The sequence below is a fragment of the Bacillus sp. G1(2015b) genome (assembly GCF_001482475.1).
Taxonomy (GTDB): domain Bacteria; phylum Bacillota; class Bacilli; order Bacillales; family Bacillaceae; genus Bacillus; species Bacillus safensis.
Genome location: NZ_LKIC01000010.1, coordinates 1 through 15,027, shown reverse-complemented (window position 1 = coordinate 15,027; position 15,027 = coordinate 1). Strand labels below are relative to the sequence as shown.

The window sequence follows — 15,027 nt, the reverse complement described above, 5'->3', positions numbered from 1 at the left end:
CAAAAGTTGGGGGTTGAAGCAGGTGACAGCATCTCGTTTGCCTTTTTCATTATCAAAAGAACACAATTTTTACGAAGAACTGGGCAACTGGATTGGTGATGTGTTTTATGACATTTTGCCAGAAAAGGGCTTTGATCTTCGAGATGAACAAATATTCATGGCTTTTCAGCTAGAAAGAGCCTTTAAAGAAAAAAGTGTGATGTTTGCCGAAGCTGGGGTAGGCACAGGCAAAACCATCGTCTATCTATTATTTGCCGTCACATATGCAAGGTATACAGGGAAGCCTGCGATTATTGCATGTGCAGACGAAACGTTAATTGAACAGCTCGTTAAACAAGAAGGTGATATCTATAAAATTGCCAATCACCTTGATATTCAAATAGATGCGAGATTAAGTAAATCGCATGATCAATATTTATGCTTAAAGAAGCTAGAGAAAACGATGCAGCGTGAAGATGATGAGAAGTGGCTCGATATTTATGAATCACTACCTTCATTTGTTCATGAACCACATGGTATGCAAACCTTTTATCCGTATGGCGATCGAAAAGAGTATCCAGAGTTATCAAATGATGAATGGTCACGAATTGGCTATGACTCGTTTCAGGACTGCCTGACGTGCGATATGCGTCATCGCTGCGGTCTGAATTTATCAAGAGATCATTACCGAAAAGCGACAGACCTCATCATCTGTTCACATGATTTTTACATGGAGCATGTGTGGACGAAGGAATCCCGAAAACGTGAGGGACAGCTTCCGCTGCTTCCTGAGCATAGCTCCGTCGTATTTGATGAAGGACATCTTCTCGAGTTTGCCGCACAAAAAGCGTTAACGTACCGAGTGAAGCAATCAACGCTCGAAACATTTTTGGAGCGTCTTTTGCAAAACGACATACGCGAAGAATTTGCAGAGCTTGTTGAAGATGCACTTGCAACAAACGATGAGTTCTTTTATCTCTTAAAAACACATGCCAAAGAAGTCAAAGGCTCGCACCGGCTTGAAATTGGCCGTGTCGATGAGGTGAAGCGTTCTGCAAGCGAATTGTGTGACTTGCTTGAAAAAATCGGAGAAGCGCTCGTGTTTGAATCTGAAATGTATACGATCGATCAATACGAATTATCTGTTGTGGAAGAATACATTGAACAAATGGCGTATTCTCTATCGCTTTATCAAAAAAATGCCATTAGCTGGCTGGAAAAACAAGAATTAGATACAACATTTGTTGTGATGCCGAAGACGGTTGCAGAGGTACTTGGCGAAAAAGTTTTCTCGCAAAAAAGACCATATATTTTCTCTTCCGCTACATTGTCTGAGAATCAATCCTTTGATTATTTAGCTGAAAGTCTTGGGATCAAAGATTACTTATCAATGAGTGTCGCTTCGCCGTATGATTACGATGAACAAATGAAGATTTATTTCCATGGAATTCAGCAGATCGCTGAGCAAGAGGCAAAAGCACAGCAAGTGATCACTCAGCTGAAAGAAAATGGAGGACGATCTCTGATTCTATTCCCTTCATTTGATGAACTCCATTTCTTTAGAAAACAGCTTGAAGCAGCAAATGAATCACTGCCGTTTGACGTATATTTTGAGGGAGACGAGGAAATCAGCACGATTGTTCAAAAGTTCCAAGCTGATGAGACATCCGTGTTATGCTCAGTTCATCTGTGGGAAGGGCTTGATATTCCAGGTGAATCATTAACGAATGTGATCATCTGGGGACTTCCTTATCCGCCGCATGATCCGGTATTTGAAGCGAAACGAAATGAAGCAAAGGATGCACATGCTGAAGTTGACCTTCCGTATATGCTGCTTCGCTTACGTCAAGGGATCGGAAGACTGATCCGGACAAGCCAAGACGCAGGAAGCATTCATATTTACTTTGATCGTAAGGAAGATACTGAGCTTCAAAGTAAAATTGAATCCGTTCTGCCAGTGAAGCCCATCATTACATCTTAAATAGCTGAAAACTTGCAAATGAGGAGGATACCACGGTGTATCCTCCTTTTTCATTGACAAAAGAACATTCATTGAAGTAGCCTTGAAACGTACATACATATTATTGATTGGGGGAACAAACGCATGAGTCTTGAAGCAACTGAGAAAGCGTTTTATCAATTACTAGGGAAAATCGCCCATTATACAGAGGCGCTCCATTTACTTTATTGGGACTCTAGAACACAAGCGCCTAAAAAAAGTGCGGATTTTAGAGCGGAAACGATCGGTCAATTATCAAGTGATATTTTTAATATGAAGACTTCTGACGAAATGAGAGATCTTCTTCACGAATTAAACAAACATCGAGATGAGCTCACAAAAGATACACAGAAGGCGCTCGAATTATCACAAAAAGAGTATGATGAAAACAGTAAAATTCCGAAAGAAGAATTTAAAGAATACTCGATTTTGCAATCAAAAGCAGAGCATGTTTGGGTAGAAGCAAGGGAGAAATCAGACTTTTCACTCTTTGCACCATACTTAAAACAGCTTATTGACTTTAACAAGCGTTTCATCCAATATTGGGGCGTGAAAAAAACGCCTTATGATGTGCTGCTCAATAACTATGAGCCAGATATGACGGTTGAACAGCTTGATCAAAAATTTGGTGCACTTCGTGACGCCATTGTTCCTCTTGTGAAAAAAATCGAAGCTTCACCAAATAAGCCAGATACTTCATTTTTATCGAAAAGCTTTCCAATCGATAAACAAAAGGAATTGAGCCTCTTTTTCTTAAAAGAATTAGGATATGACTTTGACGCAGGCCGCCTTGATACAACCGTCCATCCATTTGCAGTGACATTAAGCAGAGGTGACGTGCGTGTGACGACCCGTTATGATGAGCATGATTTTCGAATGGCGATCTTTGGCACGATTCATGAATGTGGTCATGCGATTTATGAGCAAAACATTGATGAAGCACTGAGCGGAACGCTTTTATGTGATGGCACTTCAATGGGTATCCATGAATCACAGTCTCTTTTCTTTGAGAACTTTATCGGCAGACACGAAGATTTCTGGAAAACGTATTATCAAAAGCTGCAAGAAGCATCTCCTGAGCAATTTAAAGATGTTTCTTTAGAAGACTTTGTGCATGCAGTGAATGAATCGAAGCCGACTTACATTCGAATTGAAGCCGATGAACTGACGTATCCGCTTCACATTATCATCCGCTATGAAATTGAGAAAGCGATTTTCAATGAAGAAGTAGCAGTTGAAGATCTACCTGCACTTTGGAATGAAAAATATCAAGCGTATCTTGGCATTACGCCTCCTAATGATGCACTCGGTATCTTGCAGGATGTTCACTGGTCTGATGGAAGTTTTGGCTATTTCCCTTCATATGCCCTTGGTTATATGTATGCGGCGCAATTAAAACAACAAATGATTAAAGACTTACCAAATTTTGATGAGCTAATTCAAAATGGGTCTTTTGCACCGATAAAAGAATGGCTGACGGAACATGTTCATCAGCATGGAAAACGGAAAAAGCCATCTGAAATCATTCAAGATGCAACAGGCGAAGAATTAAATGTTCAATATTTAATCGACTACTTAACGGATAAATATACGAAACTGTATTTATCATAAAAGAAGGGCACCCTTTCATGAGAAGGGTGCTTTTTTGATGCTTGAATATTCTAAAAACGAACATTTTGTTCTGATCTATTATTTAAGTTCGGTATTTTTCTGGAAAAGTGCTTTCCAAGCGTCTGAAATCTTGTTATAATTTGAACACTATAACACTCATATAATCGCGTGATGATGGCACGCAAGTTTCTACCGGACACCGATACGGTCCGACTATGAGTGAGCAAAATGAAACAGCTCTTGTCTGAGCTGAAGATCCGTGGATCGTTTTCGCATTGCTTGCTCCTCATGGGCAGCAATGCTTTTTTTATGCAAAAAATCGAATGTTTGCCAATATGCTAGGGGGAAAAATGATGGAATTGTTACGTCAAAAAATTGAGAACGAAGGAATCGTTCTGTCAAATCAAGTGTTAAAGGTAGATGCTTTTTTAAATCATCAAATTGATCCTGTGTTAATGCATGAGATTGGGCAAGAGTTTGCTAGATTATTTAAGCATGATGGCATTACAAAAATCATCACAATCGAATCTTCAGGCATCGCACCTGCTGTGATGGCTGGGCTTGCTCTTCAAGTCCCTGTTGTGTTTGCAAGAAAACGTCAATCACTCACATTAACGGATAACCTGTTAACAGCCAGTGTGTACTCTTTTACGAAAAAAGTAGAAAGCACGATTGCTGTCTCAAATACGCATCTGAGTGAAAACGATTGTGTGTTAATCATTGATGATTTTTTAGCAAATGGTGAAGCTGCGAAAGGACTTGCAGCGATTGCAAAGCAGGCAAAGGCGAAAGTAGCCGGATTTGGCATTGTCATTGAAAAATCATTCCAGCCTGGAAGAAATGCGCTTGTGCAAATGGGCTACCGCGTCGAGTCCCTCGCACGTATTGAATCACTTGAGGAAGGGAAAGTCACGTTTGTACGGGAGGTACAATCATGAATGCCGCTAAAAAAGTCAAAACGCTCTCGCTGGGCATTCAGCATGTACTGGCAATGTATGCAGGTGCTGTTCTTGTACCGCTCATTGTTGGAGATGCGCTTGGGCTCACGCCTGCACAGCTGACTTACCTCATCTCTGCGGATATTTTCATGTGCGGGGCTGCTACATTGCTTCAAGTATGGAAAAACCGCTTCTTTGGGATCGGTTTACCTGTTGTATTAGGCTGTACATTTACGGCGGTTTCTCCAATGATTGCGATTGGCTCTAAGTATGGAATTTCGTCTATCTATGGCAGTATTATCGCTGCTGGGTGTATTGTCATTCTTCTTTCTTTTTTCTTTGGGAAGCTTGTGAAATTTTTCCCGCCTGTTGTCACAGGCTCTGTCGTCACGATTATTGGGATCACCCTCATTCCTGTAGCGATGAACAATATGGCAGGAGGAGAAGGAAGTGCGGACTATGGTTCTTTTGAAAATCTAGGGCTCGCTTTCCTTGTACTATTTATCATTGTACTGCTCTATCGATTCACGAAAGGGTTTATGAAGGCGATCGCCATTTTAATCGGTATCCTCCTTGGGACAGCAGTTGCTGCGTTTATGGGGAAAGTGGAAACAGCTGAGGTGGCAAACGCCCAGGTTTTCCGCATGATTGAGCCATTTTATTTTGGCATGCCGACCTTTGAATTTGCACCGATCATGACCATGACGTTAGTTGCGATTGTGTCATTAGTTGAATCAACAGGCGTTTATTTCGCACTAGGTGATTTAACAAACCGTTCATTAAAAGAAAAAGATTTGGCTAAAGGCTATCGAGCAGAGGGGATTGCAGTGTTATTAGGTGGAATCTTCAATGCTTTTCCGTACACAGCCTACTCACAAAACGTTGGATTGATCCAGCTAACAGGCGTCAAGAAAAACCAAGTCATTGTCGTAACAGGGGCATTGCTCATGTTATTTGGTCTTTTTCCTAAAATCGCTGCCTTTACGACGATTATTCCAAAATCGGTTCTTGGCGGTGCAATGGTTGCCATGTTTGGTATGGTCATTGCATACGGTATTAAAATGCTCTCACGCGTGGATTTTGCAAAGCAGGAGAACTTGCTGATCGTTGCTTGCTCCGTGGGAATCGGCTTAGGTGTTACCGTCGTACCGCAAATGTTTGAGCATCTGCCAGATTCGATGAAATTATTAACAAGTAACGGCATTGTGGCCGGAAGCTTTACCGCAATTTTGCTTCATATTATTTATCACATGATTCCTTTTAAAAAAGAAGCCGAGCATGACCTGGTAGAAGAACCTAAGCAATCTGTTATGTAAACACCTCTCTTGGAGAGGGATTCAGATTATGGACAAAGAGCTAAAATGACCTTTTTTAGCTCTTTGTCTTCTTTTTAGCTTGATAAAAAACCTTTGATCCTAGGAAGGAGCGTGTAAGGGTTTGTCTACAAGCTGAAAGCCCGCATCTTTTGGATACGGGCTTTTTGTGATTATCACTATTAATGCTGTACCGGCGGCATTGTTTCGTTAATGACTGCAAATGTATAGCCCCTTGCTTTTAGCTGTATAATCAGGCTGTCTAAATAGTTTGTGGTAGAGGGTTGATCATGCATTAATATAACTTTTGGTTCCCATGGTTTATTTTTCTCAAACATTTGCAATTGATTCAATACCTCTGGAACATATTGTGAGTTTTTATATCTCCAGTCAAGGCTATCAATCGTCCAGTCCCAGTAAATAAAGCCATTTTGGTTTAAACGTACTTTTTGATGATATGTTAAATTTGGAACACTGCCATAGGGGGTTCTTACAAGACGGCTGTAGACACCTGTAACAGAGGCAAGAATACGCTGAGCTTCTCTCATTTCATTTACGGGAGACTCGCTGTTCTGATAAAAGAGGTTTATATCATGCGTCATGCCATGAAGACCTAATTGATGTCCTTCTTGATAAAGTCTTTTCACAGCTGATTGGTGTGCTTGGATTTGCGGTCCAAGCATGAAGAACGTCGCCTTCACGTGATGTGCTTTTAATACATTTAACAGCTGATTTGATGTAGCAGAAGGACCATCATCAAATGTTAAAAAGACCGTTTTATTTGTTGCCTGTTGGTTTGGATTGGTCTTAAAATGTGTATCCAATGTTCTTGTAGACTGATCTTTTGCTTTCAGACTGATGCTTGTGTCACGGAAGTCACTGCTGGCAACATTTTTTGCTTGCCCATTTGTCGCCTGCAAATGGGGTTTAGACATATCCCAGATAAAAAAGAGAAACAGTGTAAGAAGCACTAAACCAATTACCTTTGAGAGAAGTATCATGTTGTAGGGTGTCTTTTTTTTGGAAACCTTTTTCATTACAATCACTCCAGTCAATTAAATTTTGAGCCGAACCATGTTGTAGATTCTTTCTTTTTTCACTGTTTTTCTTGGTACACATATTGATTATGTATATAGTGGAAAAAATCCTTTTTATATAGAAAATTCAAATGAATTAGAAATTTACGGTTGTTACTTTGTGTTGATCAGCAAAAAAAGGTAATCCATTCAAGTTTAAATAAAATCATTTTGAATAATGATCGAAACGTTAATATTTATACGCTAAGATAGCAGCAGATGTGACCATTAATTCGAAGCGAAAGGGAGATTCCTTATGAAAGTGTTGTATAATGACGATTTCATTGAAAAAAGGGTGCTTATGTGGAAAGTGGAGACAGAGGCGATTAATCTCAAAAAACAATAGAGAAAAGCTCGTACCACTACAAAATAAAGAAGATATCGGCAAATTCTCTCTTACCGTACAACGACTAGAGAAGGATTTAAACAATATGTGTCCGGCTCAGAGGTTTGTAAAACTAGTTCTTTTCTAGATAACTGTACACAAAGTCAAAATCATACCAAGCAAATTCATCGCATATTTGGCAAGACTAGATGAAGTAAACTACCTAAGACTCACTGAAATTAATAAAAGCAACTATGCAAAGCGGAGAGAAATAAAGAACGCGTCTTTGCGGATGCAAAAGAAAAGCATAGTATGCGTTGGGCGAAACTTCGTGTACTAAAAAAATTTCAATGCAAGCGATGCTTACTCTCGCTGCCATAAATCTTAAAAAATTAGCTAACTAGACATGGAAAACACTATGTCCAGCGTAAACCCTTTATAATTACTACGGTCTGAACACTTCTCTTTTAGAAGTGTTTTTTTGCATAAAAAAAGCAGGTTCGCTTGGCTTAGAACGAACCTGTGAAGGAGGAAAACTACATCATGTTTTCACCTATATTATCCAATATTTATCAATTGTCGTCAAGACAAAAAGTTAGACGAAGGAAAATATTTTGACTGAATTGTGACGTTTTGGCATGTATATCCTTTTTTCGATAGGGGATATTAATCGAAAAAAGAGGTGAAGCCGATGGCGTACATTCTTTCTGTTGGAACGAGTCTGCCACAACATCATGTGGATCAGAAAAAGGCGGCTGATTTTGCTAGATCCCAATTTAAACGATCGTTTAAAGATATCGACCGGCTGCTCAGAGCTTTTCAAAATGGAGAAATCGAGAGCAGACAGTTTGTGCAGCCAATTGAATGGTATCAGACGCACCACTCTTTTGAGGAGAAAAACAACCTCTATTTGGAAAAAGCATTGGCTCATGCAAAAGAAGCGGTCATACACTGTCTTCATGAGAAGGCATTCCTGAAAAAACCGATTCCGTTTGAAGAAATCGATGCATTGTTTTTTATTTCAAGCACCGGACTTTCGACACCAAGCCTTGATGCAAAACTGATGAACGTTCTCCCTTTTTCGCCTTATACGAAACGAGTGCCGATCTGGGGCTTAGGATGCGGGGGCGGAGCGGCGGGGTTGACCCGGGCTTACGAATACATAAGGGCATTTCCAGAAGCGAAGGTACTGGTTGTCGCCTGCGAACTGTGCAGTTTAACCTTTCAGCCGCAAGATCAATCAAAAAGCAATTTAATCGGTACATCTTTGTTCGGAGACGGGACAGCAGCGGTACTCTTAACTGGAGAAAAAGGTGTATCAGAATACACCCATCTAAAAACAGTCCCTAAAGTGATTGGTACACAATCTGTCACAATGAAAGAGACTGAGGATGTGATGGGCTGGGAATTTACAAGTGACGGCTTTCAGGTTATTTTCTCCCGTGACATTCCTTCCATTATTTCCGGCTGGTTAAAAGAGCAAGTCGATCAATTTTTAGAGAAGCAAGAGTATTCTGTAGAAGAACTATCGGTTTTTCTTGCCCATCCTGGAGGGAAAAAAGTGATCGATGCCTATATTAAAAGTCTATCCTTACAAGAAGATCAGCTTTTTTCATCAAAAGAAGTACTCAGACAACACGGAAATATGTCCTCTGCCACAGTTTTGTATGTGATCAAGCATTATCTTGAACATCAATCCGCTGAAGCGGGAGATATCGGTCTTTGCGGAGCGCTTGGTCCGGGATTTTCATCAGAGCTGCTGCTCATGAAATGGGAGGAGGTCATATCATGATCATTTGGCTCGTCATTGGTTTCTTCGTGTGTCAGCGGCTTATTGAAATGCTTGTGGCTAAAAGAAATGAAAAGAAAGTGAAAGCGATCGGTGCCATTGAATTTGGTGCAAGTCATTATCCTTATATGGTCGCTATGCATGCGGGCTTTTTTCTCTCACTCATGGTTGAGGTATGGGGGTTAAACAGGCCGCCGTCGCGCTATTTTCTTGTGTTGCTCGTTTTCCTGCTGGCTACACAGGTTATTCGATATTGGGCATTATGCTCTCTTGGAACGTATTGGAATACAAAGATTTTAGTTGTACCAAATGCGATGATGGTGAAAAAAGGACCTTATCGCTGGTTAAAGCATCCTAACTATGTCGTGGTGGCGATTGAGCTTATGCTGATCCCGCTTTTATTTAATGCCTATTTTACCGCCATTTTGTTCACATGTTTAAATGCATGGATGATGGCTGTGAGAATTCAAACAGAAGAGAAAGCGCTCAATCAGTATTTGTTAAATTAATATTGAAAATCATTATCAATTGTGATACACTTTCATTAATGATAAGCATTCTCAATCACGAAGGATGGACGGTGATCACATGACAATGGTTTTCTTACTCGGTACGGTCTGTGTATACAGCCTATTAATTGGCTTCGTATTAAAAGGTGTTTCTAAAAAATCTGCTTCCTGATCGCAGTCAATTGCGACTGATCGGGCAGCAGATTTTTTTTATTTCCTCAGATCAGAAGAAAAATCTCTTGATTTTGTGTAAAATGGTATCACATACATAACTGACTTTTCTAAAAACAAAGGGGTTTATCGTCATGGAAGACTTGTCTATTCGAGATTCGCTCGTTCAAACTACAGGTGCTTTATATCAAAGCCTTCTCAAAAGGGATGATCATGAACGCGCAGCCAAACTTGCATCGATTATCAAAAAGGAAGCAGAAGAAGAAGTATATATCGCATTTACCGGTCACTATTCAGCTGGAAAGTCATCACTTGTGAATCATCTGCTTCATGATCACATCCTGCCAACGAGTCCGATTCCAACAAGTGCAAACTTGGTCGTCGTGAGGAAAGGGGAGAGTGAAGTAAAGCTTCACACCTCAGATGGCCGTTTTGCAAAAATGAGCGGTTCTTATGATAAAGAAGCAGTTCAGCGTTTTTGTAAGGACGGGGAACAGATTGAAATGGTGGAAATTAGCGGGGACTATAGAGGATTGGAAGAAAAGGTGGCACTGATTGATACGCCTGGAATTGATTCAACGGATCATACCCATTTTTTATCTGCCGCGTCTATTCTTCATCAAGCAGATGCTCTTTTTTATGTCGTGCACTACAACCATGTTCATTCAGAAGAAAACATTCGTTTCATTCGCTCCATTAAAGAGAAAGTGCCAAATCTTTATTTCATCGTAAATCAAGTCGATCGACATGATGAGCATGAGACAGCGTTTGAAGACTACAAAAATCAAGTAGTTGATATGCTTCTTAAAGAGGGCATTGAAGAAGAACATCTATACTTTACATCTGTAACCGATGAGTCGCATCCAAGAAACGAAATGATTCGTTTAATCGAGAAACTGCAAGAATTACAAACATTGCCGAAAGCATCACTTCGCGCCTATACCGAGCAGAAAATAGAGAATGTTTTAAAAGAACATATTGACTCATTAAAAGAAGAGCTGCAAGAAGAGGATCTTGATTCACTGCTTCAAGAAAAAAGAAGAGAAGTCAAGGAACTTGAAGCGAAAAGCAGCTTTATTGAAAATGGAGCAAAACAGTTAGAAGACGAAGTGTCTTTTGAAGTCGAGAATATTTTAAAAAATGCAAACCTAACCCCATTTAAAATGAGAGAGCTTGCAAGTGACTATATTGAATCGAAAGCACCTGGCTTTAAGGTAGGACTGCTGTTCGCTAAAAATAAAACTGAGCAGGAAAAAGAAAAGCGGGCGAACGATTTCTTAGCAGATGTCAAAGCAAGAATGAAAGCTGAAGTGGACTGGCATATTGCTGAGCTGCTCAAAAAAGAAGTCAAGAAACATCAGCTTGGTGAAGAGCTATTAAATCAAGTGATGGCATTTGAAACACCTGTGGAAGAATCACTGCTTGAAAATGTCATTCATCTTGGTGCGACATTTTCAAATGAATACGTTTTGCAATATGCAAAAGATGCTGGTGAAGCACTGAAAAGACAGACCAAACAGAAAGCAATACCATTGATTGAACAAATGACCGAGATGCTGAAAACCCAGCTCATGAATGAAAAGGGAAAGCAGCAAGATAAGTGGGCCCTGGCAGCACAGGAGCTCCAAGCGCTCGAGCAATGCATGGCAAAAAATGATCAAATCAGAAGAGATATTGAGCATGTATGGGATATATGGCAAAACGGAACAAATGAGCAGATCTCAGATGATTGGTTTTATGTGAAAAAACATCGGATGCAGCATGATGAGCTAAATCAGAATCATACGTCCACTCATGCGGAAGAAAGCGAGAAAGAAAATCAGCAGCAGACAGAGCTTGATCAAATGCGTCAATCACAGCATATTACGACAGCGCAGTCAATTGACCAGTTTGAGCAGCTTTCTCAAATGTTAATGCCATTAAACGCGCTTCAGTCTCAAAGAAAGTCCTTTGAACAACGAACAAAGCGGCTTCAAGCGAAGGAATTTACACTCGCCTTATTCGGTGCTTTTAGTTCAGGGAAATCTTCGTTTGCCAATGCCCTAGTTGGGAGAAAGGTGCTGCCATCATCTCCTACACCAACGACAGCCACGATCAATAAGCTGACGCGGCCGACAGAAGACCATCCGCATGAAAGTGTGAAAGTGGTGTTCAAAACCGAGCAGGAAATATTAGAAGAGCTCGATCAAATTCTTGGTTTTTCTATAACGGAAGAAAAGGGAGATACGTTTCAAGCGAAACTCGAACGAACGCTGAAAAAAAGAGCGCTTGAACAGGATCACCGCATCATTGTTGAACATTTTTTAAACGCTCATGAAAAGTTCCGTGATTCCATTCAAAAACAAACGCCGCACAATGTCACCCTGCAAGAATTAAAGCCATATGTGGCAGAAGAGGCTGTTTCTTGTGTGGTGAAGGAAGTGACGGTGTATTTAAGTACACCTTTAACAGATAAAGGACTGACGATTGTTGATACACCAGGCGCCAGCAGTATGAATAAACGTCATACAGAGATTGCCTTTCAATATATGAAGGATGCTGATGCCCTTCTTTATTTAACTTACTACCAGCATTCTTTCTCAAAAGCAGACCGGTCATTTTTACGTAAACTCGGGCTTGTAAAAGATTCATTTAGCATGGATAAAATGTTTTTTATTATCAATGCAGCTGACCTCGCAAAGGATCAAACAGAGCTTGAAACTGTCTTTGACTATGTGAAAAATGAGCTCACAAAAGAAGGCATCCGGCAGCCAAACCTTCATCATGTATCCAGTAAGGAAGAGATCGAAGGAAAGGGTCAGTCGCCTTATAACCAGTATGCACAGCTCAGAACACAGCTCGACTATTTTATTGAGGAAGAATTAACGAAAGATGCGATTGAGCTGCTGTATTTTGAAGCGAGTACATTATGTAGAACAGTCGACAAGCTGCATGAGACGCTGCATCAGTCAGAAGATGAAAAGCAAGCAGAAAAGAAAAAGATAGACACATCCTATGAAGTGATCGTTGATCAAATGAGCCATATTAAACGATCTAAGCTAGTGACAGAAAGTGTGAAAAAGGACTTGCACGAACAGCTTTACCACATTGTTCAGCGCTTGTCACTTTATGCAAATGATCTGTTAAAGACAGCCTTTTATCCTGGAATATCTCAAGGGGACTTCAGGCAGGAGCTGAAAAAAGCGCTTGAACAGGCGCTAAAGGACTATGAATTTGAATTTGTACAGGAGATAAAGGCGCTTGATATTCGAATGGAATCGTTTATCACTCAGTATTTCAAAGAGGAGTGGGAGAAAGGATTACAGGCTGCATGTGCAGAAGATCCTTACTTTTCTCTCCGGCTGTCACCTCCAGATGAGAAAAATGCAGAGCTGAAACAAATTGAAGTGGAAGCGGACCTGACGCCGTTTGAGCCGCTCTTAAAGAAACAAAAATCAGCGAAAGCTTTCTTTGAACAGAACGGGAAGGCAGCGTTTATTGAAGCGATTCGAGATGTTCTTTTCCAGTTAACGACGAAATGGGCAGATAAAGAAAAAGAAGAATTACAGAGCAGATACGATATGATGGTGAAGACCTTTACTGAAAAATATGAATCAGAAGCACTTAAACAGCTGAATGAACAAAAACAAACATTTATCATGAGCTTGACGACAGATGCGAAAGAGCAGGCGATGATAGAACAAGTATACAAGCAGACAAATGAATGGAAGAATCAGTTGAAAACCATTTGATTCATGATAGACTATAGAAAAAAGAAAGCAGTTGATAAAAAATGACGAGCGTACACGAAGAGATTTCCGCACATTCACAAAAACAGAATGCTCATATCAAGTCGTTTCTTGCGCTTGAGCAAAAAAGAGAGCAGGCAATAGAGACTGCTGTTTTCAAGTGTGAACAAAACGAACCATTTACAACCGACGATATCAATGCGATTACTTCGAAGATGAATGAGCTTGCACGAGGCGGAATTGTTCCGCTGCGTAAGCATGTCACGATTGATATGGTTAAGGAGTATGTCGAACGAAAACAGAAGTAAAGAGTAACTTTCTCTTTTTTGGTCATCTTAACAAGTGAACCGAGAAAGGGGAATGATGATGGAAAAAAAGCAGCATGCAAAAAAGCAGGATGAGCGTAACCCGAAACAAAAAGAGATGCCGTCCTACGCAGAAGCAGAATCGAAAAAAATGCAATACGGTCAAAAATAATCCAAAGGTGCCACTTCTTTTCCAAAAGAAGAGGGCGCCTTTTTTATGTCGAATTCTATGTTCTGTGATAGAATAGGAGTATTGTTTTGAAAAAGGGAGTTTATAAGAATGAATAAACACGTACTGCTTGTTGATGGCATGGCGCTTCTGTTCAGATCGTTCTATGCAACGGCTGTCCATCGCAATTTTATGATAAATGATCACGGCGTCCCGACGAATGGCGTGAATGGTTATTTGAAGCATTTATTAACTGCTGTTCAGACATTTGAGCCAACTCATATTGTGTGCTGCTGGGATATGGGAAGCCAAACATACCGAAATGAATTGTTTCAAGATTATAAAGCAAATCGAGGAGAGGCGCCTGTTGAGCTCATTCCGCAATTCGATTTAGCAAAGGAAGCGACAGAAGAACTAGGAATTGTAAACGTTGGTTTAAAAGGCTTTGAGGCAGATGATTGTATCGGCACGCTGGCGGCAGTCTATCAGAATGAAGCACGTGTGACGGTTCTAACCGGCGACAGAGATTTGCTGCAGATATTGAATGAACAAGTGACTGTTGCTTTGATGCAAAAAGGGATCGGGAACTATAAACATTATACAAAAGCCTTATTTGAAGAGGAAATGGGCATCTCTCCAAAGGCGCTGATCGATATGAAAGCACTTATGGGGGATTCAAGTGACAATTACCCAGGCGTGAAAGGAATCGGAGAAAAAACAGCATTAAAATTTATTCAAACATATCAAACCATTGATGGATTATTAGAAAATGTTCATGAACTAACGGCCGCACAGCAAAAGAAAATGCAAGCAGGGTTAGAAGATTTGAAGCTCTCCCGTCTATTGGCAGAGATCAAATGTGATGTCCCGCTGAGCTGTCCAATTGATGAGACGAAGATGAACATCAATCAAGAACGGGCTGCTGCCATGCTGCGATACCATCAAATCAAAGGAATTGAACCGATGGTGAATCGATTAAGTAAAATAGAGATCAGCTAAGCCGATCTCTCAGCGTTTAGACAAACCCTCGCATTCGTTGTCAGGTCTGCGCTCCGGTGCTCACGAATGTCAAATTCGCTCCGCTCCGGTACTCGCCCTTCCTAGGGCTGCAAAGG

At 40.5% G+C, this 15,027-nt stretch carries 11 protein-coding genes, 1 pseudogene and 1 riboswitch; of the genes and pseudogenes, 11 read left to right on the top strand and 1 reads right to left on the bottom strand.

The features are described from left to right. The first annotated feature begins 22 nt into the window (after positions 1 to 22). From AMR95_RS06835 to pbuX, 4 genes are all read left to right on the top strand, one after another. Positions 23 to 1,960: an ATP-dependent DNA helicase gene (locus tag AMR95_RS06835; protein ID WP_058837926.1), complete on the top strand. Its 1,938-nt coding sequence runs from the start codon at positions 23 to 25 to the stop codon at positions 1,958 to 1,960. A 123-nt stretch (positions 1,961 to 2,083) separates the two neighbouring features. Next, the gene (locus AMR95_RS06830) at positions 2,084 to 3,589 is read left to right on the top strand and encodes a carboxypeptidase M32 (protein WP_058837925.1); all 1,506 of its coding nucleotides are present in this window, start codon (positions 2,084 to 2,086) and stop codon (positions 3,587 to 3,589) included. Positions 3,590 to 3,725: 136 nt separating this feature from the next. Then, positions 3,726 to 3,825, top strand: a riboswitch (purine riboswitch). 117 nt (positions 3,826 to 3,942) lie between these two features. Next, positions 3,943 to 4,527, top strand: coding sequence for a xanthine phosphoribosyltransferase (gene xpt / locus AMR95_RS06825; RefSeq protein ID WP_024422759.1), 585 nt, complete (start codon positions 3,943 to 3,945; stop codon positions 4,525 to 4,527). Further along, complete coding sequence (gene pbuX, locus AMR95_RS06820; RefSeq protein ID WP_058837924.1) at positions 4,524 to 5,843, top strand: xanthine permease PbuX; 1,320 nt, start codon at positions 4,524 to 4,526, stop codon at positions 5,841 to 5,843. Before xpt ends, pbuX begins: the two co-directional genes overlap by 4 nt. A gap of 179 nt (positions 5,844 to 6,022) precedes the next feature. On the opposite strand, the gene AMR95_RS06815 is transcribed toward pbuX, so the two are convergent. Beyond that, positions 6,023 to 6,877 (bottom strand): polysaccharide deacetylase family protein, encoded by an 855-nt coding sequence (locus tag AMR95_RS06815; protein WP_058837923.1) that lies wholly within the window; start codon positions 6,875 to 6,877, stop codon positions 6,023 to 6,025. Positions 6,878 to 7,301: 424 nt separating this feature from the next. On the opposite strand from AMR95_RS06815, the pseudogene AMR95_RS19120 reads away from it, so the two are divergent. The 7 genes and pseudogenes from AMR95_RS19120 to AMR95_RS06790 all read left to right on the top strand — a co-directional run. Further along, positions 7,302 to 7,645: pseudogene (locus tag AMR95_RS19120) on the top strand (transposase); the annotation flags it as partial. A 287-nt stretch (positions 7,646 to 7,932) separates the two neighbouring features. Continuing rightward, on the top strand, positions 7,933 to 9,033 hold the full coding sequence (locus AMR95_RS06810; protein ID WP_058837922.1) for a type III polyketide synthase: 1,101 nt from the start codon (positions 7,933 to 7,935) through the stop codon (positions 9,031 to 9,033). Continuing rightward, the gene (locus AMR95_RS06805) at positions 9,030 to 9,539 is read left to right on the top strand and encodes an isoprenylcysteine carboxyl methyltransferase family protein (protein ID WP_034623498.1); all 510 of its coding nucleotides are present in this window, start codon (positions 9,030 to 9,032) and stop codon (positions 9,537 to 9,539) included. The genes AMR95_RS06810 and AMR95_RS06805 overlap by 4 nt, the downstream gene beginning before the upstream one ends. 64 nt (positions 9,540 to 9,603) lie before the next feature. Then, positions 9,604 to 9,711 (top strand): Fur-regulated basic protein FbpC, encoded by a 108-nt coding sequence (fbpC, locus tag AMR95_RS19485; RefSeq protein WP_306299200.1) that lies wholly within the window; start codon positions 9,604 to 9,606, stop codon positions 9,709 to 9,711. A 133-nt stretch (positions 9,712 to 9,844) separates the two neighbouring features. After that, positions 9,845 to 13,441, top strand: coding sequence for a dynamin family protein (locus AMR95_RS06800; RefSeq protein ID WP_058837921.1), 3,597 nt, complete (start codon positions 9,845 to 9,847; stop codon positions 13,439 to 13,441). A 41-nt stretch (positions 13,442 to 13,482) separates the two neighbouring features. Then, positions 13,483 to 13,746, top strand: coding sequence for a YpbS family protein (locus AMR95_RS06795; RefSeq protein WP_039179417.1), 264 nt, complete (start codon positions 13,483 to 13,485; stop codon positions 13,744 to 13,746). A 277-nt stretch (positions 13,747 to 14,023) separates the two neighbouring features. Beyond that, on the top strand, positions 14,024 to 14,911 hold the full coding sequence (locus AMR95_RS06790; protein ID WP_058837920.1) for a 5'-3' exonuclease: 888 nt from the start codon (positions 14,024 to 14,026) through the stop codon (positions 14,909 to 14,911). The last annotated feature ends 116 nt before the right edge of the window (positions 14,912 to 15,027 follow it).